This is a genomic window from Flavobacterium facile (assembly GCF_036321945.1).
Lineage (GTDB): Bacteria > Bacteroidota > Bacteroidia > Flavobacteriales > Flavobacteriaceae > Flavobacterium > Flavobacterium facile.
The window spans coordinates 42126-65495 of sequence record NZ_JAZAYT010000033.1 but is presented as its reverse complement, the minus strand read 5'-3'; the positions used below and the strand labels follow the sequence as shown (position 1 = coordinate 65495).

The 23370-nt window shown below is 31.5% G+C and carries 20 protein-coding genes and 1 tRNA gene; 10 read left to right on the top strand and 11 right to left on the bottom strand.

From position 1 onward, the window contains the following. Window positions 1-80: 80 nt before the first annotated feature. The gene (locus tag UEQ13_RS09335) at window positions 81-1358 is read left to right on the top strand and encodes an erythromycin esterase family protein (protein ID WP_329806085.1); all 1278 of its coding nucleotides are present in this window, start codon (window positions 81-83) and stop codon (window positions 1356-1358) included. Here UEQ13_RS09335 and UEQ13_RS09330 read toward each other — a convergent pair. The 7 genes from UEQ13_RS09330 to UEQ13_RS09300 all read right to left on the bottom strand — a co-directional run bounded on the left by UEQ13_RS09330 (window position 1355) and on the right by UEQ13_RS09300 (window position 10185). After that, a complete protein-coding gene (locus tag UEQ13_RS09330; RefSeq protein WP_329806084.1) occupies window positions 1355-1963 on the bottom strand; it encodes a hypothetical protein in 609 nt (202 codons plus the stop codon). The two genes, UEQ13_RS09335 and UEQ13_RS09330, sit on opposite strands and share 4 nt — an antisense overlap. A 33-nt stretch (window positions 1964-1996) precedes the next feature. Further along, a complete protein-coding gene (locus UEQ13_RS09325; RefSeq protein WP_329806083.1) occupies window positions 1997-3538 on the bottom strand; it encodes an acyl-CoA carboxylase subunit beta in 1542 nt (513 codons plus the stop codon). A gap of 110 nt (window positions 3539-3648) precedes the next feature. Next, window positions 3649-5088, bottom strand: a complete 1440-nt coding sequence (gene accC / locus UEQ13_RS09320) for an acetyl-CoA carboxylase biotin carboxylase subunit (protein ID WP_329806082.1) — start codon at window positions 5086-5088, stop codon at window positions 3649-3651. 114 nt (window positions 5089-5202) lie between these two features. Then, window positions 5203-5688, bottom strand: coding sequence for an acetyl-CoA carboxylase biotin carboxyl carrier protein subunit (locus UEQ13_RS09315; protein ID WP_329806081.1), 486 nt, complete (start codon window positions 5686-5688; stop codon window positions 5203-5205). Between the two features lie 93 nt (window positions 5689-5781). Continuing rightward, window positions 5782-7407 (bottom strand): response regulator, encoded by a 1626-nt coding sequence (locus tag UEQ13_RS09310; protein WP_329806080.1) that lies wholly within the window; start codon window positions 7405-7407, stop codon window positions 5782-5784. 53 nt (window positions 7408-7460) lie between these two features. Then, on the bottom strand, window positions 7461-7883 hold the full coding sequence (locus tag UEQ13_RS09305) for a hypothetical protein (protein WP_329806079.1): 423 nt from the start codon (window positions 7881-7883) through the stop codon (window positions 7461-7463). A gap of 121 nt (window positions 7884-8004) precedes the next feature. After that, complete coding sequence (locus UEQ13_RS09300; protein ID WP_329806078.1) at window positions 8005-10185, bottom strand: B12-binding domain-containing radical SAM protein; 2181 nt, start codon at window positions 10183-10185, stop codon at window positions 8005-8007. Window positions 10186-10318: 133 nt separating this feature from the next. Between UEQ13_RS09300 and UEQ13_RS09295 the strand changes: the two genes are divergently transcribed. From UEQ13_RS09295 to UEQ13_RS09280, 4 genes are all read left to right on the top strand, one after another. After that, window positions 10319-12478, top strand: coding sequence for a T9SS type B sorting domain-containing protein (locus UEQ13_RS09295; protein WP_329806077.1), 2160 nt, complete (start codon window positions 10319-10321; stop codon window positions 12476-12478). Window positions 12479-12527: 49 nt separating this feature from the next. Next, complete coding sequence (gene bshC / locus UEQ13_RS09290; protein ID WP_329806076.1) at window positions 12528-14108, top strand: bacillithiol biosynthesis cysteine-adding enzyme BshC; 1581 nt, start codon at window positions 12528-12530, stop codon at window positions 14106-14108. Between the two features lie 162 nt (window positions 14109-14270). Next, entirely contained in the window at window positions 14271-15095 is an 825-nt protein-coding gene (locus UEQ13_RS09285) for a formylglycine-generating enzyme family protein (protein ID WP_329806075.1), read from the top strand. A 62-nt stretch (window positions 15096-15157) separates the two neighbouring features. After that, on the top strand, window positions 15158-15577 hold the full coding sequence (locus UEQ13_RS09280; protein ID WP_329806074.1) for a nucleoside-diphosphate kinase: 420 nt from the start codon (window positions 15158-15160) through the stop codon (window positions 15575-15577). A gap of 89 nt (window positions 15578-15666) precedes the next feature. Here the strand turns inward: UEQ13_RS09280 and UEQ13_RS09275 are convergent, their stop codons facing one another. Further along, window positions 15667-17145 carry a helix-turn-helix domain-containing protein gene (locus tag UEQ13_RS09275; protein ID WP_329806073.1) on the bottom strand — a complete coding sequence of 493 codons (1479 nt, stop codon included), beginning with the start codon at window positions 17143-17145 and terminating at the stop codon, window positions 15667-15669. Window positions 17146-17356: 211 nt separating this feature from the next. Between UEQ13_RS09275 and aceB the strand changes: the two genes are divergently transcribed. Both aceB and aceA read left to right on the top strand, forming a co-directional pair. Then, window positions 17357-18940 carry a malate synthase A gene (gene aceB, locus UEQ13_RS09270; protein ID WP_329806072.1) on the top strand — a complete coding sequence of 528 codons (1584 nt, stop codon included), beginning with the start codon at window positions 17357-17359 and terminating at the stop codon, window positions 18938-18940. Window positions 18941-19015: 75 nt separating this feature from the next. After that, on the top strand, window positions 19016-20293 hold the full coding sequence (gene aceA / locus UEQ13_RS09265; protein ID WP_329806071.1) for an isocitrate lyase: 1278 nt from the start codon (window positions 19016-19018) through the stop codon (window positions 20291-20293). 54 nt (window positions 20294-20347) lie between these two features. Here the strand turns inward: aceA and UEQ13_RS09260 are convergent, their stop codons facing one another. The 3 genes from UEQ13_RS09260 to UEQ13_RS09250 all read right to left on the bottom strand — a co-directional run bounded on the left by UEQ13_RS09260 (window position 20348) and on the right by UEQ13_RS09250 (window position 21226). Then, window positions 20348-20641 (bottom strand): DUF721 domain-containing protein, encoded by a 294-nt coding sequence (locus UEQ13_RS09260; RefSeq protein ID WP_329806070.1) that lies wholly within the window; start codon window positions 20639-20641, stop codon window positions 20348-20350. A gap of 1 nt (window position 20642) precedes the next feature. After that, window positions 20643-21065 (bottom strand): hypothetical protein, encoded by a 423-nt coding sequence (locus tag UEQ13_RS09255; RefSeq protein ID WP_329806069.1) that lies wholly within the window; start codon window positions 21063-21065, stop codon window positions 20643-20645. A gap of 86 nt (window positions 21066-21151) precedes the next feature. Then, a tRNA-Pro gene (locus tag UEQ13_RS09250) sits at window positions 21152-21226 on the bottom strand. 285 nt (window positions 21227-21511) lie between these two features. On the opposite strand from UEQ13_RS09250, the gene folE reads away from it, so the two are divergent. The 3 genes from folE (at window position 21512) to UEQ13_RS09235 (ending at window position 23264) form a co-directional block, all read left to right on the top strand. Further along, entirely contained in the window at window positions 21512-22198 is a 687-nt protein-coding gene (gene folE, locus UEQ13_RS09245) for a GTP cyclohydrolase I FolE (RefSeq protein ID WP_329806068.1), read from the top strand. Window positions 22199-22299: 101 nt separating this feature from the next. Continuing rightward, window positions 22300-22911 (top strand): uridine kinase, encoded by a 612-nt coding sequence (gene udk, locus UEQ13_RS09240; protein WP_329806067.1) that lies wholly within the window; start codon window positions 22300-22302, stop codon window positions 22909-22911. Continuing rightward, the gene (locus UEQ13_RS09235; protein ID WP_329806066.1) at window positions 22911-23264 is read left to right on the top strand and encodes an FtsB family cell division protein; all 354 of its coding nucleotides are present in this window, start codon (window positions 22911-22913) and stop codon (window positions 23262-23264) included. Before udk ends, UEQ13_RS09235 begins: the two co-directional genes overlap by 1 nt. The last annotated feature ends 106 nt before the right edge of the window (window positions 23265-23370 follow it).

Below are 23370 nucleotides of genomic sequence, written 5' to 3'. Positions count from 1 at the left end.
ATAAAAACATGCTACCTCGCGAAATAAAACCTAACAAAGTCAAGCCTCTCGTGTTTAAATAAATTAGTATTACCTATTAAATGAGAATATTTTTTATCATTATTAATTGTCTGATTGTGTTGAATACACAAGCGCAACAAACAACTACTTTAGATTGGATTAATCAAAACGCCATTACCATTGAAGATTCAAATCCGGATAGCAAACTAATTAATTTTACCAATAAAACTCCAGAGAAATTTTCTAAAGCTCAATTTTTTGGTTTTGGAGAAGCTACACATCATGGAAAAGATTTTTTCGACATCAAAGCGAAGTTTTTTAAACATTTAGTTGAAAAACAAAACGTTAGAATCTTTATAATGGAGGAATCGTATCAAGCGGAACTTGGTATAAACGAATGGATTAGCGGAGGAAAAGGCGACCGCAAAACAATAGCAGATAATTTTTCAATTGCACCTTGGTATTGTAAAGAAGTGGTTGATCTTTTAGAATGGATGAGAAATTACAATTTAAAAAAACCAAAAGAAGAACAGATTCGTTTTTATGGAATCGATACCCAAATTGGTAAAAATATAAATATCCAATTGCGAAATTTTGTCACAAAACACGGAATAATAATTGAAGAAAGCTTACTAAAAGCAGCAGACAGTTGTTCAGAAAAACAAACTGATTATAGTAAAAAAAATACTTGGGCTGATTCTCAAATACCAAAACTAGAAGAAATTGAAAGAGTAATTCAAAACCATCCTATTTATCTTTCAAATAGTAATAATATAGAGTTTTTAAGTATTTTAAGAGCTCTAAATTATTTAAAAAACTTCACCACATTTATTCAAAACCCAAAAACAGATATTAGAGATGAACAAATGTTTAAAAATTTGGTTTGGTTAATGGAACATATTGAGAAAGATAAAAAAGTTTTCATTTGGGCACATAACGAGCATATTAACAAAAAAGGGCACAGCAATAGTATTATCAATTTAGGAAATCTTTTGAAGAAGAATTATGATGACAAGTATTATGCTGTAGGCTTTGATTTTGGTATCGGCGTTTTACCTGGTTTAAAATTAAAAAACGGAAAACCAAGTGGATGGGAATATCAAAAATTAGAGAAACCATATAAAAACACTTTTGCAGAGACTTTAATCAATGCCGAATCTGATATTTATTTTGTTGATATGGAATTCGCTTCAGAAAATGAAAAATCAAACTTTTTTAAAATAGACAAAAAACACCTAACTTCAGGCGGAGCAGGATTTAACATCAAAAAAACCATTTTTATTAAACGTAATTATATCGATTCTTATGATGGATTAATATTTGTTAAATCGATAACTTATCCAAGTTATAAAATCTAAAACAAGTTCAAAAACTTATCTGGTTTAAACATAAAAACTCCCAATTTCATTTTCAAATTGGGAGTTTTTGTTTTTATAAAGGAATAATTCTCAACTTCGTTTCTACTTTTAACGACTTCATTTTCACTTTTAGCAGTTTCATTTCCACTTATTGCATAAGTATTTCCATTTATTACATCCGCATTTTCATTTCTTTCATAGTTATTTCCATTTATTTCATAGTTATTTCCATTTTTTTCATAGTCATTTCCATTTCTTGCATATTTATTTCCAGTTCTTGCATCTGTATTTCCATTTTTTTCATAGTCATTTCCATTTCTTTCATATTCATTTCCATTTATTGCATCCGAATTTCCATTTATTGCATCGGTATTTCCATTTATTGCATCGGTATTTCCTAAAAATACACCGACATTTCCTAAAAATACACCGACATTTCCTAAAAATGTACCGATATTTCCTAAACATGTACCAATATTTCCTAAACATGCACCGATATTTCCTAAATATGCACCGTTATTTCCTAAAAATGTACCAATATTTCCACTATTAACATAATATTCAAATTTTATAATCGCAAATAAGAAGCAAAAAAAAACTCCCAATTCACATTGGGAGTCTCTGTTATTATACTAATCCTATAAAGGAATGTTACCGTGTTTTCTTGCCGGAGTTAAAACCTGTTTGTTTTCTAACATGCTGTACGCTTTTATTAATTTCTTACGAGTATCTTTTGGTAAGATAACCTCATCAATAAAACCACGTTGCGCTGCAGTGTATGGGTTCGCGAATAAATCCGCGTATTCTTGTTCTTTCTCTAATAATTTTGCTGCAGGATCGGCGGCTTCGCTAATTTCTTTCTTAAAGATAATTTCCGAAGCTCCCTTTGCTCCCATTACGGCAATTTCTGCACTTGGCCAAGCAAAATTCATATCTGCACCAATGTGTTTCGAGTTCATTACGTCATACGCACCACCATAAGCTTTACGCGTAATTACTGTAATTCTTGGAACTGTCGCTTCACTAAAGGCGTATAATAATTTCGCTCCGTGTGTAATAATTCCGTTCCATTCTTGGTCGGTTCCTGGTAAAAATCCTGGAACGTCTTCTAATACCAATAAAGGAATGTTGAAACAATCGCAAAAACGTACAAATCGTGCCGCTTTTATCGAACTGTTAACATCTAAACAACCTGCTAAAAACATTGGTTGATTGGCTACAATACCAATACTTCTTCCACCTAATCGTGCAAAACCAACAATAATGTTCTCCGCAAAGTTTTTATGAATCTCAAAGAAACTATCTTGATCAATAATTCCTTTAATAACATCATGCATATCGTACGGTTTATTCGCAGAATCTGGTACGATGTTACTCAGTTGTTCTCTAATTTCATCTTTCAATTCAAACGGAATCGCAGGTGCTGTTTCTCTGTTATTTTGAGGCATGTAACTCAACAAACGTTTGATGTCTTCCAAACATTCAATTCCATTTTCAGAGGTAATATGTGCCACTCCAGATTTCGTTGAATGCGTACTCGCTCCTCCTAATTCTTCCGAAGTAACTTCTTCATTCGTAACGGTTTTCACCACATTTGGACCCGTTACAAACATATAACTGTTGTTCTCCACCATCATCGTAAAATCGGTCATCGCTGGAGAATAAACCGCTCCACCAGCACATGGTCCCATAATCGCAGAAATTTGTGGAATCACTCCAGACGCCTGAACGTTTCTGTAAAAGATATCCGCATAACCACCTAAAGAACGCACACCTTCTTGAATACGCGCTCCACCAGAATCGTTTAAACCAATCATTGGAACACCATTTCTCAAAGCCATATCCATCACTTTACAGATTTTCTCCGCATGCGTTTCAGATAACGAACCACCAAAAACAGTGAAATCTTGTGCGAAAATATAAACCGCTCTTCCGTTGATAGTTCCGTAACCAGTAATTACTCCATCTCCGTAATATTGCTCTTTCTCCATTCCGAAATCTGTTGTACGATGTGTCACCAACATACCAATTTCTTCAAAAGAACCTTCGTCCATTAAGTATTCTACTCTTTCTCTTGCCGTTAATTTCTTTTTAGCATGATGCGAAGCAATACGTTTTTCACCACCGCCTAATTTAGCTAAGGCGATTTTATCTTCTAATATTTTTATTTTGTCTAACATAATTTCTTTTTTTTAACCGCAATGAGCGCTAAGATTTCGCAAGGTTCGCAAAGCTTTATCTTCCAGCTTCCAATTCCCGTCTTCAAGCTCCCGTCTTCCAGCTTCTAACTTTAATTAGGAATTCTAACTATTTCTTTATCCTCTAAATATCTTTTCAAAGCTACTAAAGCCGCAATTTCTGCTTCTTTATCGAACTTGGTTTTTAGTTTATTACTGTCGTAATATTTCTTTACGAAATTCGTATCAAAATCTCCTGAACGGAACGCTTCATGCTCCATTACGAAGGTACCGAATGGCAATGTTGTACTAATTCCTTCAATATGATAATTCGCAATCGCTTTAATCATCAATTCGATAGATTCCTCACGAGTTTTACCATACGTAATTAGTTTGGCTAACATCGGATCGTAATAAATCGGCACATCCATTCCTTGTTCGAAACCATTATCTACACGAATACCCTCACCTACTGGGATTTGGTACACATCTAAATGTCCAACACTTGGTAAGAAATCGTTTAGTGTATCTTCCGCATACACACGTAATTCCATCGCATGTCCTTTAATTTGTAAATCGTCCTGAGTAATCGTTAATTTCTCACCACGAGCGACACGAATTTGCATTTCTACCAAATCTAAACCTGTAATCATTTCCGTTACCGGATGTTCTACTTGCAAACGTGTATTCATTTCTAAAAAGTAGAAATTCTTGTTTTCGTCTAATAAAAATTCTACCGTTCCAGCTCCTAAATAATCACAAGATTGTGCCACTTTTACAGCCGCTTCACCCATTGCTTTTCTAATTTCTGGAGTTAAAACAGAAGAAGGTGCTTCTTCCACTACTTTTTGATGACGACGTTGAATACTACATTCTCTTTCGAATAAATACAAGATATTTCCATGACTATCCGCCATAATTTGTATTTCGATATGACGAGGAGAACCAACATATTTTTCAATAAAAACAGAACCATCTCCAAAAGCATTCGTAGCTTCAGAAATTGCTCTGTCCATTTGTGATTCAAATTCCGCTTCGTTTTCTACGATACGCATTCCTTTTCCACCACCACCAGCTGAGGCCTTGATTAAAATTGGAAACCCGATTTCTGCCGCAACTTTCTTCGCTAAAGCGATATCTGTAATGGCTTCATCTAAACCAGGAACCATAGGAATATTGAAAGCTTTCACGGCTTCTTTCGCCGCTAATTTACTTCCCATCACTTTCATCGCCTTAGATTTTGGTCCGATGAACGTAATGTTATTTTTTTCGGCTAGTTCTGCGAAATCTGAATTCTCACTCAAAAATCCGTAACCTGGATGAATTCCGTCTACGTTTAATTGTTTACAAACTTCTATAATTTTATCTCCTAATAAATACGATTGATTCGATGGTGCTTCACCAATACAAACGGCTTCATCAGCAAATTTTACGTGCGGCGAATTTCTATCGACTGTAGAATATACAGCGACTGTTTTAATTCCCATTTTTTTGGCAGTTTGCATTACTCGAATGGCAATCTCACCTCTATTTGCAACTAATATTTTTCTCATTTATTTTTTGTTTAACCGCAAAGAAGCGCAAAGGTTTCGCAAGGCTCGCAAAGATTTTCACTTTTGACTTGGCTCTTTTTACTTTTTACTTGGCTCTTTTTACTTGGCTCTTTTTTACTCAAACTCGATTAACAATTGTCCTTTTTCTACCGCGTTGCTTTTTTCAACGGCAATAGCTTTAATTTTTCCACTACGAGGCGACACTAATGTGTTTTCCATTTTCATAGCTTCTAAAATTAGTAAAGGTTCATTTTCGGTAACTTCTTGTCCGACAGCCACACAAACTTCTAGGATTAATCCTGGCATTGGTGCTTTCACTTCGTTGACTACTTTGTTTGCGCCCACAGCAATTCCCATAGATTCAATTAATAAATCTAGTTCATTAGCAATCGCAACTTGATAGGTGTTTCCGTTAACTTTTACGTTATACTTTCTAGAATTGAAATCGGCAGTGATAATTTCTGCCTGAAAAGGTGTGTTTTCGTTTAGAATATGAAAATGATTTTCTTCTACACTTACAGCATCTAAAGTAGTTAAGCTATTTTCAGTAAGATTAAAAACTTGATTTTGATCTACTGAAACTTTATAAGGTTTACTCATAATTACATATAATTTGAGCGTAAAAATAAGCAAAAGAAAACGTTTTCGTAAATTTTATTTAGAAGAATTTGTAAAAATGATATAGTTTAAAAATTACTTATTAAAGTGTTTTTTTACCAATTCGTATAAACGCTCTTTATCTATAGGTTTAGAAATAAAATCATTGAAACCTAGTTCTTTAATTTTCTCTACTTCTTCTGGAAACGAATAGGAAGTTTGTGCAATTATAGGAAGTGTTTGATTGAATTCACGTATCTTTTCAAAAGCGCCATAACCGTCTAAATTAGGCATTTTAATATCCATAAAAACCAAATCGACATCAGAGTTGGTTCTACAAATTTCAACCGCTTCTAAACCGTCTTTCGCTCTAATCACATTAAAATTAATTATTTTTAGTAATTTTTCGATAAGTTTAAAATTGATATTATCATCTTCAGCTACTAAAATAACCTCTTCGTTACCTAAATAAAAATTTACAATTTGATTTAATTTCTCCACCTCAACCGTATCTTTTTCAGCATATTTTAAAGGAATTGTGAAGGTAAAAGTGGAACCTAAACCTTCTTTAGTATCTACAGAAATAGTTCCTCCTAACATTTCCACGTACGATTTTGAAATTGCCAATCCTAAACCTAAACCTTCATTAGCTGAAATATTTTTGGCATTGATTTTATTGAAACGTTTAAAAATTTTGTCTTTGAAATCATCCGGCATTCCAATTCCTGAATCTTTAACATGAAAAACGATAAGTTTATTCGCACTATCCACTTCATAATCTAAAATTACAAAACCTTCTTCGGTGAATTTTAAGGCATTATTTAATAAGTTGATAATGATTTGATTTAGCTTGACAACATCCGTAACAATGTTCGTTTTCACTTTCTCATTTGGTTCTTGTAATTTCACAACAACATTTGGATTTTTATTTGAGAAACTTGCCGATTCGAAAGCTGCATTTAATACATTATCTAAATTAACATTTCTGTAATTTGGTTGTATTAAATCGGAATCAATTTTAGACATTTCAATTAAATCATCTACAATACTGAGTAAACTTCTGCTATTATGTTGTACAATTCTAACAAACTCGTGCCTTTCTACTTCTGTAGTTTTCTCATCTAATAACAAATCTGAAAAACCAACAATTGCGTTCATTGGCGTTCTAATTTCGTGAGATAAATTCATTAAGAAAGCTGATTTCAATTTATCGCTTTCTTCTGCTTTTTGTTTAGAAGATATCAGTTCTGCTTTTTGCTTGAAATTTTCTTCAAAAAGTTTCCCCATGTAACGGAATTCTCCTTTAATGTTTTTTAAATCTTCAATGGCATCAACATCGCTTTTCTTTAAAATTCGCTTTATTAAATTCAAAGGCAATCTGGCCCATTTATCAGCATAATAAAAGAATATTGCCCAAGCTAAAAGTATTGCAATTGCCATAACCGCAAGAATACTTTTTGTAATATCAAAATCAATATTATAAGCTCTTTTTAAATACAGTTTAGCTACTTCATTTTTATTAACATCTAGTAATGGAACTGTTGTAAAAACTGTTTTTAATGCGATTTCATTCCCTTCATAAAATTTAATTTTCGAACTACATATTTCTTCAATATTAGCAAAATAATCTCTATCCATTAGCCGCACCATAAAGAAATAACCAGATGGTTTGGTTTTGTTTTTAAAAGGATCATTAGACGGATGAATTGATGCGCCATACACCTCAACAATTCCTTCGGGAATTTTTAGATAAAATTTATCAATTTTCTTTTCATTTATTCGATTAAAAGCTTCTTTGGGTATAAAATTTTGGATTTTATTTTTAACGTAGATACTTTAGTAATAAACTCACCATTAGCGGAATAAGTGGACAAATGTTCTACTTTATAGGTATCAATTAAAATAGCAATTGAGGTATTAAACCATTCTAAGTCTTTCGTCTTTGTAAAATCAACAAACTCATCCCAATATGTGACATCATTTATAACCGCGCAATAAGATTCTGAATTTAATTTTAAAAGTGAATTGATTTCATTTACATAAAGTTCTTTACTGTTCCTGAAAATTTCCTTTTCTTGAACTCTCATATAAAGATATAATGAAAGGACAATCAATAATAACCCAATGGAAACTAAAGATAATAGCGAAATAACCTTGAAATAGGTGGAATTTTTAAATTTATTAACTATTATATTCATAAAAGGGGTTCTGTAAATTTTTTAAATATATAAAAAATTCAACAAAAAACATATTTTAATATGAAAATAACACTTAAATAACAATAAATTAACACAATAAATAACTTTAAAAGCAAAAATATTAAAGAATCAACAATCCAGAATCACGTAAAGTTTTCATAGGTTTACTGAACCAAAACAATTCGAAATCTTCAAAATGAGTTTCAAAATCTTGTTTGATATCTTTTAGCAAACCGCTTTTCATTGCTATAGTTGGAAGGATATTTACTAGCCAATTTGCGATATCTTTTTCGATAGAAATTTCAACAGCATCCGACTTAAAATGAAACGTCAATTTTGTCATTTCCCAAGAATTTCCCTTTTTCGATTTGGTAAAATGCTCTATAACGGGCTGACTTCCAATCCAAATAATTTTAGAATTTGGTTTTAGAGAAAAATCTTGAGTATCTGAAATGGCATTTTCAATAAAATTAGGTTGGATTTTAGTCTTTGGAATTTTAAATTCGAACCAATCTTGTAAATCGTAATCGAAACAAATACCGTGCATATAATTGAACAACGATTTCTTTAATCCGAAACTAAACTTATCGTGATTGATTCCTGTTTTATCTGTAAATTGAATGTCGTTATTGGCAAAAGTAATATCATTTTGCTGTGGAATTACGCCAAATTCTTCAGGATTTAAACCTACAGGAGAATGCGCAGTCATCGCAAATTGATGCCAAAATCCAGATTGAATGATACCTAATTGAAACAATTGTCGGACCATTTCTAAACTATCCACAGTTTCCTGAATTGTTTGAGTGGGATAACCGTACATCAAATACGCATGAACCATAATTCCAGCTTCGGTGAAATGATGCGTAACTTTTGCCACTTGTTCTACGGTAACTCCTTTTTTAATTAGTTCTAATAATCTATCCGATGCGACTTCCAATCCGCCAGAAACCGCAATACAACCAGAAGCTTTTAGGAGTAAACATAAATCTTGTGTAAAACTTTTTTCAAAACGAATGTTGGTCCACCACGTGACAACTAATTTACGTTTCAAAATTTCTAAAGCGACTTCACGCATTAACGCTGGCGGAGCGGCTTCATCTACAAAATGGAAACCAGTTTCGCCTGTTTGTGAAATTAGTTCTTCCATTCGGTCGACTAAAATCTTAGCCGCAATCGGTTCATAAATTTTAATATAATCTAGAGAAACATCACAAAACGTACATTTTCCCCAATAACAACCATGTGCCATCGTGAGTTTATTCCAACGGCCATCGCTCCACAAACTATGCATGGGATTGGCGATTTCAATTACAGAAATGTATTTATCTAAAAGTAAATCTGAATAATCAGGCGTTCCGACTTCAGCTTGTTTGTAGTCATGTTTTGATGTGTTGTTTTTATAAACGACTTCGTTATTTTCTAGAAGAAATGTTCTTTTGAATTCGACTTTAACAGGCTCAGTCTGACAAACTGCTTCATATAATAATTCTACAGGTAATTCGCCATCATCGAGTGTTATAAAATCTAAAAATTCGAAAACTCGTCTATCTTTTAAACTGCGTAATTCGGTATTTGGAAAACCGCCACCCATTGAAATTTTAATCTCAGGAAAATTGGCTTTTATAAATTGTGCAGAACGGAAAGCACTATATAAATTCCCAGGAAAAGGAACTGAAATAAGCACTAGTTTTGGTTGTACTTCTTTTATTCTTTTTTCTAAAATTTTAAGTGTGATTTTATCGATATATGTTGTTTCGTTATGTAATTCAGCATAAAGTTCGTCGAAAGAATTCGCACTTCGACCCAATCGTTCAGCGTAGCGACTAAATCCGAAATTTTCATCGACACATTCCACAATAAAATCGGACAAATCTTCTAAATATAAAGTGGCTAAATGTTTGGCTTTGTCTTGCATTCCCATGTTTCCAAAAGCCCATTCCATATCGTCTAATTGATTGAAACGAAACGCTTCTGGCAAGAAATTTCCACTGCAAATTTGTCTTGCTAAAGTTGCCTTATCTCCTTGAAGAAAAGCAATCACAGCTTCGATTGTATTGATATAATCTGTTCTTAAACTATAAATTCGCTGTAAGTTTTCTGTAGTAAGTTCCGATTGCTCAACAGAAGTGAAAATTTGCTGTAAACCATCTTTGGAAAACAATTCTAGAATCACTTCTATACCCAAATCCATTTGAAAAGCAGAAATACTTTTCGTGTTTAGAAACCCTTTGATATAAGCCGTTGCGGGATAAGGCGTATTCAATTGTGTAAAAGGTGGCGTGATAAGAAGGACTGATTTCAAAAGATAATGTTTTGACAAAGATAATTTTATTTATTTGAAACTGAAATTTGAATATTTTTTGTAGAAAAAAAAACTACAAAAAATATTATTTTCATGGATGAAATTTCTTACTTTTGAAAAAACTACTACAATAATGAAGAATTTTTTTCCATTATATATACTACTCTTTTTATCATTTAATCTTTTTTCCCAACAAGAAGAAAAAATATGCTCAACTATTGACTGTAATTTGCATAAAAATTTAATCTTTAAAACCAAAAACTCTACAAACAGCAATCAAATACCTACTGAAATTTGTACGAATGGAGGATTTGAAGATTATGAAATTATTGGCGGTGAGACCGTATTAAAAAATTTTAATTCAAAACTATATTATTATGATACAGATTCATTTACTAACGAGTTTAACATCCCAATTTTAAATCCAACAAATCAATTTGCTATCTGTGCAACTGTTTCAAATAATTACGTAGATCCATTTTTGGGTAGCATAAATGGCTTTAATCAATATGTACTTAGAGTTGGAAAAAAAATAAAAAGTGAAGGAGGACGTCTAAGAAAAGTTCAAGCAATTAGATTTAAAAGTAATAAAGAAACAGAATTAATATTTAACTATAAAGTAGTAGTTCAAAACTCATTTTTAGAAGAAGATCAAGGTGCTCAACCTTACTTTTTAGCTCGTATTTTAAACATGAATGATGAACTTATTAGCTATTTTCAAGTATATGCAGATCCATCGGAATGCAATTTAGCAATTTTACCTGATCCAAATCACTACGCTATAATAGGATTTCAAAAATACTGGCGAACTGGTAGATTAGATATTTCGTCAATTCCAAATTTAGAAAACTTCAAGGTCGAATTTATTTCAGGTAGTTGTTCTCTTGGATGTCATTATGCCTATGCTTTCATAGATGATATTTGTATCCAACAAGCTGGAACAGTTGCCCTAAATCCATTTAATATTAGTTGCCCAGCATCTTCATTCGATGTTTGTGGAACATTTACTCTACCCGAAAGCGATATAACCAAACCTGTTACAGTATCTTCAATTGTTTTAAATGTATATGATGAAAATCAAAATATAGTTTATTCTAATTCAAATCCAACAAATCTTAATTTAACAAATAATACATTTTGTTTTAATTTAAATTTATCAAATTTTCCAAATATCATAAACGCAAATTATAATGTTGGAGTTGTTGTAAATTATGAAAATTCAAATAGTAGTTGCTTTTTTAATTTTAGTCCTGCTATTGACAATGATGCTTCACCAGGATATGATATTTCATTCAATAATTGCTACTACCCTTGTAATTTAGTTACTCAAGATTTTAACATAACAGTTTGTGATATATTAAATGATGGCGTTCAAACTCTAGATTTATCTCAATATAATTCAAATCTTGCGAATAGCTCAAACTATAGTTTTAATTACTATAGAACCTTGATAGGAGCTCAGAATCAAATCGCAGCAGATCAAATTATTGATTTTAGAAATTATAATCAAACCCAATCAAATAATATTATTTATGTAAGAATTTCATTTTCTAACGTTTGTTTTCAAATTGTAGCACTAAAACTTGAATTAGTTTCAACTCCAATTATCCCTATAAATGATATTTATCTAATTTGCGAAGGTAGTTTTATCACTTTAAATGGTGGAAATAATTATGATTCGTACACTTGGTCAACAGGAGAAACTTCACAACAAATTACCATTACTAAACCAGGAAATTATTCGGTTACTGTAACAGAAAATCACGGTACAACAATTTGTTCATCTACAAAGAATTTCACTCTTCTAAATTCAAATATTGCTACTATTCAAGAAATTATTAGCACCGATTGGACAGATTACAACAATACGATTACTGTTCTATTAAATAGTAATAGTCAAGGAGATTACGAATATTCACTTAACGGAATTGATTTTCAAGACAGCAATGTTTTTAGTAATTTAGAAGCTGGTGAATACACTGTTTTTGTTAGAGATAAAAATGGTTGTGGTATGGTTTCTGAAGAATTGTATTTATTAATGTATCCTAAATTTTTTACTCCAAATGGTGATGGTTATAACGAATATTGGAAAATAAAATTTTCTAAAAACAACCCAATTTTAAATATTAAAATATTTGACAGATATGGAAAACTACTAAAACAATTAGAAACTGATTCTATAGGTTGGGATGGAACTTATTTAGGTAAAGATATGCCATCATCAGATTATTGGTTTGTGATAACTAGGGAAAATGGAAAAGAACTGAAAGGACATTTTACGTTAAAAAGATGATAAAAGATAATACGGCAACTGATTTTTAATTATTTTTGTAAAAAAAATTATGCCGACAGACTGTGTTTCTTACCAAAAATCAGGTTACTTCTCTAAATTAATTGTTGATTATTTAGATGAAAAACCAGAAATACAATCTTTATACCATCGCTTCCCAACTTTAGAAAATTTTGCTTCTCAAATTGATGAAAAAGCAAAGAACTATAGCATTGAAAACCGAAAAATTTTAATTGAAGCTTTAAAACATCAGAATACAAACTTCCCTATTTCAGAAGGTACTCAAACAAATATTGAGTTATTAAAATCCGAAAAAACCTTTACGATTACTACTGGTCATCAATTGAATTTATTTACGGGTCCGGCTTATTTTCTTTATAAAATTGCTTCAGCTATAAATTTGTGTAAGCAATTAAAGGCAAAATATTCTGAGTATAATTTCGTGCCGGTATATTGGATGGCAACAGAAGATCACGACTTTGAAGAAATCAATCATTTCAATTTAAAAGATAAAAAAATCAAATGGGAAAGAGAAAGTTCAGGACCAGTTGGCCGTTTATCTACAGAAGGTTTAGATAAAGTTTTTGAAGAATTCTCTGAAATAATTGGAATTGGTTCTACTGCAGAATATTTAAAAAACCTATTTAAAAAATCTTATTTAGAACATACCAATTTAGCTGATGCGACTCGTTTTTTAGCTAATGAACTATTTTCTGAGGAAGGATTAGTCATCATTGATGGAGATGACAGCGATTTAAAAACAATTTTCGCACCACATATTAAAGACGAATTAATCTATCAAAATTCTTTTAAGGAAGTTTCGAAAACGATTCATCAATTAAAAGACTACACAGTACAAGTTAATCCTAGAGAAATCAATATCTTTTACATAGAAGATAATTTACGTGAACGTATTGTTTTCGAAAATAAGATTTACAAAGTTAACAATACAGAAATTCAATTTTCGGAAAGTGAAATTTTAGATTTACTCGAAAATTCACCAGAAAAATTTAGTCCGAATGTCATTTTAAGACCATTATACCAAGAAGTGATTCTTCCTAACTTAGCATATATTGGTGGTGGTGGTGAAATTGCGTACTGGTTAGAGTTGAAAAGCAACTTCAATTCACAAAATGTTACTTTCCCAATTTTAATGTTGCGAAATTCTTTTGTGGTTGCTACAAAAAAACAATTGGGGAAAATGGAGAAACTTCAAATCACTTGGTCGGATTTATTCTTACCTCAAGAAGAATTAATTCATTTAAAAACCGAAGAATTATCTAGCTTTAAAATTGATTTTTCAGAACAGAAAGAAAGGTTACAAAAACAATTTTTCGAATTATTAAAAATTGCGGAGCAAACTGACAAATCTTTTTTAGGAGCAGTTAAAGCACAAGAAGCAAAACAGATAAAAGGCTTAGAAAACCTAGAAAAACGCTTACTTAAAGCTGAAAAAAGAGTGCATTCAGACCAATTAGAAATAATAGTAACTATTCAAAATCAATTATTTACAAACAGAAGCTTACAAGAGCGCAAAAACAATTTTAGTGAGTATTTTTCGATAAAATTCAAAAATGATGTTATTTTATTGTCAAATCCATTAAATACACATTTCAAAATCATTGAAATTTAAACTATTCGTAATTTATAGTCAAAAAATGGACTATAATTTTTAAAAAAAAACTGTATTTCATCGGCTTTAATTAAAACTCATCTGTTTTTTCTTGTTTTATTTTTGTCAAATTCTATATTTGTATCAGAAAAATGACCCAAATTTAACATTTAACTAATAAAGATGAAAAAAACTACAATTTTACTTACAACTACCCTACTAATTTCAATTACATTATTATCATTTACTTCACTTCCATTTTCTATGATTAAAGTAGAAGGTGGGAACTTTATCATGGGATCAGATGACCTGGATGGAACTGCAGAAATTGATGAACAAAAAAAGCATGAAGTAACTATCAATAGTTTCGAAATCAGTAAATTTGAAGTTACAGTTTGGGAATGGAAACAGTTCGCAAAAGCTAAAAAAATCAAAATGCCAAAAGCTCCAAAATGGGGTTGGAAAGATAAATTACCAATGAACAATATCACTTGGGAAGAAGCTATTTCTTATTGCAATTGGTTAAGCAAAAAAGAAGGTTTAACACAAGTTTACACTATGAACGGACCTTTTTACGCTTGTAATTTCGCAGCGAATGGTTACAGATTACCAACTGAAGCAGAATGGGAATATGCAGCAAAAGGTGGAAAATTAACAAAAGGATTTAAATATTCTGGAAGTAATACATTAGACGAAATAGCTTGGCATAAAGGAAATAGCAATGGTTTACCACATGTTGTAGGTAGCAAATTACAAAACGAATTAGGCATATATGACATGAGCGGAAACGTTTGGGAATGGTGTTGGGATTGGTACAACAAGGATTACTACAAAATGGAAAATGGAAAAAACCCAAAAGGACCAGAAAGCGGCGAAAAGAAATGTGTAAGAGGTGGTTCTTGGGATAGTCAACCCAATTATGTGAGACCAGCTAATAGAATTTCTACAGCTCCAGAAAAAACCCATGAATTTTATGGTTTTCGTATAGCAAAAACAGTTGTTCAATAATTTTCAATAAACCGCTTTGCAATAAAGAATTAAATACTACCTTTGCAAAAAAATTAAGAAAAATGGCTACAAATAGAACATTTACAATGATTAAGCCTGATGGAGTTGAAAACGGACACATCGGTGGAATTTTAAACATGATTACTGAAGGTGGTTTCAGAATCGTTTCAATGAAATTAACACAATTAACTGTTGCTGACGCTCAGAAATTTTATGCAGTTCACTCTGAAAGACCTTTCTTTGGTGAATTAGTAGAATTCATGACTCGTGGACCAATCGTTGCTGCTATCTTAGAAAAAGATAACGCTGTTGAAGATTACAGAGCTTTAATTGGCGCTACAAACCCTGCAGATGCTGCTGAAGGAACTATCCGTAAAAAATATGCTACTTCAATTGGAGAAAATGCAGTTCACGGTTCAGATTCTGATGAAAATGCTGCTATCGAAGGTGCTTTCCACTTTGCTGGAAGAGAGCAATTCTAATAAAAAGTTTTCAATGTTATCTATTTAGAGAACAGTTGATGTAAATATAAAACTCCCATATCGTTAAGTAAACGATATGGGAGTTTTTTTTAACTATATTTTTCCATCAATCCCTGAACAACGCTATCAATTTTTTCAAAACGTTGTTTTCTTTCAATGTTTTTTGGTTGTGCCACTCGTTCTTCACAATCATTTATCAAACACGTTTCACAGGTTACCCCTACTTTTCTTCTTTTTATAGTATTATCTTCTAAGAAATGCATTTTACTTTGTGAATGTGGAGAAATTAAAATCCCTAAAGCAATACTTCTATAATAACCATTTCTAAAAGGATCTTTTGTAGCAGATGACATAACAAAATAACTGTTATCTGTATGATTATAATTCGAAATTTGTGCCTCAAAAAGATGACTTTTCTTGGATTCTGGAATTTCTTTCAAGGTTTTTAATGAAACCCACCTTCTGCAATAATGCTCGTTTTTTTCATTTGCATGTGGTTCCAACAAATTGGTGATATGCAATTCTTTGGTTAGCTGAAAATCATTTCGTTCTGGTTTATAATTAAATCGTAAGAAAAACAAATTCTTAAGATTAAAGTCTTTGGGCAAAATATTAGTCAATCGTTGATAAAATGTTTCCGGTGAATCTGTAAATCTTGCTATTAAATTTGTAAAATCTTCGGACTTAAAAGTTGATTTATCAAAAAACAATTTCAGTTCTTTTACCAACTCTTTTCTCGGAATTAACAGCGCACCTGCAAAATAAGAAGCAATAAAATTATTCAAAACTTGATCAAAACTCTCAAACTTTATCCACGAAAAAGTATATAACCGCTCACTTATTTCCATATAATTATATGCTATTTCTTTGGCATAAATAAACATACGTTGTGATGCATCTGCATTTTTAGAAATCAATAGCGTTTTTGATTTTGGCACAAAAACCGAGCGTAAATACACCAATTCTTCATGTTCCGTCAATTCTTCATTATTGATAGTGTAACCATATTCTTCAATCAAAATCTCTTCTAAATCAGCAATATTTAATTTCTTGGTTAAATCTAACGAATAGGCTTTTGCAAACTTTTCAACTTGTGATTCTATTTCATCAAAATAGTTATTATTAGCTTCTTGATACGAACGTAAAGCAGCTAGAAAAAAACTTTCTCGGGTTAAATTATAATGCTTTGCGATTTCAAAAAGTGTGCTAATAAAAGCATTGACTTTCAACGGAGCTTCTGCAATAATATCAATAAGATTGCTTTCTTTAATACCAAAAACCTCTAATGGAATTTCTTTTAATATTCTTGATTGCAGAATTTCACCAATTGGCGCTAAATTTTTATCCAATTTTAACGAAACCATTTGATCATAAGTAGTATCCAATGTTTCAGACAAAATCAAAATCTTATCACGTTTAGGATATTTTTTTCCTTTTTCAATTTCATTCAAATACGACTTTGAAAGTCCTGTTATCTTGGCTAAACCAAATAACGAAAGGTTTTTTTCCATTCTTATTTGTTTTAATTTTAAACCAAAAATTAAACGGATATATTCTTCTTCTATCATATTATTCTATTTAAAAACCACAAACAAGCATTATTATTAAAATCATATTTAAAGATTCTTAGCCTCATAAAAACCTTGTTTATCACAGTAACAAAGATACAATAAATAAACAAAAACCAAACACTGAAAAAAAATTTTTATAATTTAGCGAACGTTCGCTTGTTTTGTGTTTTATTTTTTTATAATATTGCTCCAACAAAACTTTCAACTTATGGAAACAACAGAAAAAACATCATTAAAAGTTCTTTCGGAAACAAAACATCAAAACGTTCTAACCCAAGAAGCGTTAATCTTCTTATCAGAATTGCACTTAAATTTTAATTCAAAACGATTAGACTTATTAAAAGAGAGAGAAAATCAACAAGAAGAATTCAACAAAGGAGCAAAACCTGAATTTCCTAAAGAAACAGCATCAATAAGATCATCAAATTGGACAGCTGCTAAAATCCCAAACTCACTTCTCGACAGAAGGGTTGAAATCACAGGACCTGTTGATAGAAAAATGGTAATTAACGCTCTAAATTCAGGCGCAAAAGTTTTTATGGCCGATTTTGAAGACAGTTGTTCACCAACATTTAACAATTTAATGGAAGGACAACAAAATCTAATAGATGCTGTAAGAAAAACAATTACTCTTAAACAAAATGGAAAAAACTATCAATTAATTGAAAAAACAGCTACACTTCTTGTTCGCCCACGAGGACTACATTTAGAAGAAAAGAATTTAACTTTAAATAACGAACCTCTTTCAGGCTCCTTAGTGGATTTTGGATTATACTTTTTCCACAATGCAATTGAATTACAAAAACAAGACTTAGGAGCTTATTTTTATTTACCAAAATTAGAACACTACACAGAAGCCCGTTGGTGGAATGAGGTTTTTGAATTTTCTCAAAACTATTTCAATATTCCTGTCGGTAGCATAAAAGCAACCGTGCTAATTGAAACCATAACCGCTAGTTTTCAATTAGATGAAATTATATATGAATTAAAAGACCACATTGCTGGATTAAATTGCGGAAGATGGGATTACATTTTTTCATATATCAAAAAACTACAAAATCACAAAGATTTTATCGTTCCAGACAGGGATCAGATCACAATGACTAGTCCGTTTATGAGCGCTTATTCCTTACGAGTAATTCAAATATGTCACAAAAGAAACATTTTAGCAATTGGTGGAATGGCCGCGCAAATTCCAATAAAAAACAATGAAGAAGCCAACCAAATTGCGTTTGAAAAAGTAAAAAACGACAAAATACGTGAAGTGAAAAATGGTCATGATGGTACTTGGGTAGCACATCCTGGAATGGTAGCTTTAGCTTTGGATGTTTTTAATAAATTCATGCCTACAAAAAATCAAGTTCATGTTAAAAGAAATGAACTTACTATTACAGAAGAACAACTTCTTGAACTTCCAGAAGGCACAATTACAGAAAATGGTATTCGAAAAAACTTTAATGTAGGAATTCTATATGTTGAATCATGGCTAATGGGAACTGGCGCCGCAGCGTTATATAACTTAATGGAAGATGCTGCAACAGCAGAAATATCAAGAACTCAATTGTGGTTGTGGCTTAAAAAAAATGCCGGATTAGAAAACAACGAATTAATTTCAAAAACACTTTATGAAAAAATTATAAAAGAAGAATTAAAAAATATTCAAGAATATGTTGGCATGGATCGTTATAATTCTGGAAAGTTCGAACTGGCAACCCAGTTATTTTCAACCATGATTTTTAATGAAAAATTAGACGGTTTTCTAACCTTAGAAGCTTACAAGTATATAAAATAAAACTGCCGAATGGTGCAACACTCGACAGTTTCTAATAAATAATTAAATAAATAACTATCTAAACAATACAAAAGTATGAAAACAGAAGACAGAGTTCAAGCATTAATTACAGATTGGACAACAAATCCAAGATGGAAAGGAGTTGAAAGACCTTATACTGCCGAAAAAGTGATAAATCTTCAAGGTTCTTATCAAATAGAACATTCAATCGCAAAACGCGGTTCAGAAATTTTATGGAAAAAATTAAATAATCAGGATTGGGTTGCAGGATTAGGTGCTTTAACAGGAAATCAAGCTATTCAAGAAGTTGAAGCTGGTTTAGAAGCCATTTATTTGAGCGGTTGGCAAGTTGCTGCAGATGCTAATATTGCTGGAGAAATGTATCCAGATCAATCCTTATATCCTGCGAATAGCGTACCAATTGTAGTAAAAAAAATCAACAACGCTTTATTGAGAGCAGATCAAATTCAGACCGTTAATAAAATTGAAAATAAAAAAGATTATCTAGTTCCAATTGTAGCGGATGCGGAAGCAGGATTTGGAGGAAACTTAAATGCTTTTGAGTTAATGAAAAGCATGATAGAAGCCGGAGCATCTGGTGTTCATTTTGAAGATCAATTATCATCAGCAAAAAAATGTGGTCACTTAGGAGGAAAAGTTTTAGTTCCAACACAAGAAGCAATAAATAAATTAATTGCCGCTCGTTTAGCTGCTGACGTTATGAATGTTCCAAGTTTAATCGTAGCAAGAACAGATGCAGATGCCGCTAACCTAATCACAAGTGATATTGACGAAAGAGATCACAAATTTATTACAGGAGAAAGAACTCCAGAAGGATTTTTCTATGTGAATTGCGGCGTAGAACAAGGTATCGACCGTGGCTTATCATATGCTCCATATGCTGATTTAATTTGGATGGAAACTTCTAATCCAGATTTAGAATATGCCAGAAAATTTGCGGAAGGAATTCATGCCAAATATCCAGGAAAAATGCTAGCATACAATTGCTCACCCTCTTTTAATTGGGCTGCAAAATTATCCGTTGCCGAAATGGAAACATTCAGAGAAGACCTAGCTGCAATGGGATACAAATTCCAATTCATCACATTAGCTGGATTTCATGCGTTAAACACATCAATGTTTGAATTAGCATTAGCTTACAAAAAACGTGGAATGGCTGGATATTCTGAGCTACAAGAAAGAGAATTCGCACTACAAGCGGAAGGTTTCAAAGCTGTGAAACACCAAAACTTTGTAGGAACAAGCTATTTTGACGAAGTACAAAACACAGTAACAGCAGGAGTTTCCTCAACAATTGCTATGAAAGACTCTACAGAAACCGCTCAATTTTAATTGCGTTTTTAGTTTGTTGTTTGAACGCTTCAGTAGAATTGCTGGAGCGTTTTTTTATCTAAAAACTATTTCTTTAATCAACTCTTTACCCAATTCTTCATTCAGCATTTTTATAATTTTAGATTTTCCGTACTCTAATTCTTGTTTCACAACCGAAGAATTCAATTGCACATATAAAGTTTGTCTTCTCAGTTCAATCTGTTCCGTGTAATTTTTAAAAGCTGGTCCCATCATTTTAAACCAAGTTTCTTTCACGTTTATTATATCTAAACCCGCTTCGAGTTTACTAGATTTCATAAACTCTTTCATCACATCACCAATAGAAAAATCGTCATTAAATCTCTTCATGTTATTTTCTTTTATCGTAAGGTACAAATTTCTTATAGTGATATACAATTTTTGCCTCATTTTCCAAAACAAACTTATCATCAGAAACGGAAAGAATTTTTTCTTCCCATTTGGTAAATTTCGAATTGGTTTTCAAATAATAACAATCTGCACTATCCACAATTTTAATAACATCTTGCAAAGTACCTTTTAAAAATGAACCGTCTAATTGCGGCGCCACTTTTTGTCTATTCCCCGAATTATTCTTTACAGAAATAAAATCAATAAACTCATTTACTTGATATTCTTTCTTATTTCCATCAGGAAAATCTACTTTTTCAATTTCCCAATAGCCATTTAACTTTGCTACATCTTCTTTTTTAGGTTTTGAAGTACATGAAATTAAAGTAGTTACAAGTAATAATACGTATAAGTTGTGTTTCATTTTAATTTAAAATTTGATATTCAAAGATACAAATCAGATTCAAATTAAAACAAAAAAAAGAGACTCTCTTTCGAAAATCTCTTTTGTCGGGGTGGCAGGATTCGAACCTGCGGCCTCCTGCTCCCAAAGCAGGCGCGATAACCGGGCTACGCTACACCCCGTGAATGCGAGTGCAAATATAGTATATTTTATAGAACTACAAAATAAAAATGCTTTTTTTGTCATAAAATAAATTAGTTGAAATTTATCTGTCTTTTATACTTCTGATTATGGAAAAACGTCACATTTATAGAAAAATACTTTTTTAAAAACGCTCAACAAATTCATCTTTAGTAGTTAAAAACATGAACTTATATATTTTTCTTATAGCACTATAAGAAAAATGATAATTGGATATTGTTTTTTGTTTAATTATTTACTACATTTGTTAAACAAAAAAACAAGACATGAAATCAGAAAATAATTTTCAAATCGATACACTTTCAAATTTATCAATAGATGATATTGGAAATGACCATATGTTTACCTCTTTGGAAACCCCAATGATAAAAGACGCTTTTACAAAATCTGATTCAGAAAAAAAGGAAATCATCGCCTTCCATTTTTCAGAAATCATGAAAGCATTAGATCTAGATTTAACTGATGATTCCCTAAAAGGAACTCCAGAACGTGTTGCTAAAATGTATATTGATGAAATATTTTCAGGATTAAACCCGAAAAACAAGCCCAAAATGGCACTTTTCGATAATAAATACCAATACAATCAAATGTTGGTTGAAAAAAACATAACATTTTATTCTAATTGTGAGCACCATTTTGTTCCCATTTTCGGAAAAGCGCATGTAGCTTATATTTCATCTGGAAAAGTAATTGGTTTATCTAAATTAAATAGAATTGTACAATATTACGCAAAACGCCCCCAGGTTCAAGAAAGATTAACTATGCAAATAGCGGAAGATTTAAAAGTTGCCTTAGAAACAGAAGATGTTGCAGTAATAATTGACGCCAAACACTTATGTGTTTCCTCCCGTGGAGTGCAAGATGAAAGCTCAGCAACAGTCACCACTTCTTTCAATGGCGCTTTTAATACCCCGCAAAAAATTAACGAATTATTGCAGCTTATCCACAATTAAATTTTAGTTACTTTTTTCTTAAAAATTCTCACTTTTCCCCACGGTGAGAATTTTTTTTACAGTATATATTTCTATCTTTGCCTAAATTAAACACAACATTTATGCTTATCATTGGTATTGCTGGCGGAACAGGAAGTGGAAAAACTACTGTTGTACATCAAATTATGAACGAACTTCCTTCTACTGAAGTAGGAATTATTTCTCAAGATTCTTATTATAAGGAAACGAATAATTTATCTTACGATGAACGTTCTAAAATTAATTTTGATCATCCACGTGCCATTGATTTCGAATTATTAATTCAGCATTTAAAAGATTTAAAAGCTGGAAAAGTAATTGACCAACCTATTTATTCTTTTATCACACACAATAGAACCGACGACACCATTACAACTCATCCCAGAAAAGTAATGATTGTAGAAGGAATTTTGATATTTACAAATCCAGAAATTCGTGATTTATTTGATATTAAAGTTTACGTTCATGCCGATTCAGATGAACGCTTAATTCGTCGTTTAAAACGTGACATTGCAGAACGTGGAAGAGACATGGAAGAAGTCTTAACAAGATACCAAACGACTTTAAAACCAATGCACGAACAGTTCATCGAACCTACAAAAGCATACGCAGATATTATCATTCCAAACGACAAATATAATACGGTGGCTATTGATGTAGTTCGTGCGGTAATTAACCAACGTATTGAAAAATAATGTTTAAAAGATTTCAAATAGTAGTACAAAAAATCCCTTTCCTAAGTTTTTTAGGAAACAAGTACTATTTGATTCTTATTGCTTTCATCGTATGGATGTTATTTTTCGATAATTATTCGTACTTTGAGCATCGTTTTCTAAACCAACAAATTGAAGAATTAAACGACAATAAAAAATACTATCAATCGGAAATCACGAAAGACAGTATAAAAATAAAGCATTTAAAAAACGATAATATGATTGAAAAATATGCGCGCGAAAAATACTTTATGAAAAAAGATAGCGAAGATATTTACATCATTGAATTCGAAGAAGATAAAATTAAAGATAGTTTACTAGAAGCAGAAAAGTAACTTTCAAAACAACAATTGTCCTGCTATCCGCTATATTCCCGAAGAAAAATCGGGAGATGCCGCTACTATCAGGGCTAAATAACCAAAATAAAGTTTAAAACACGTA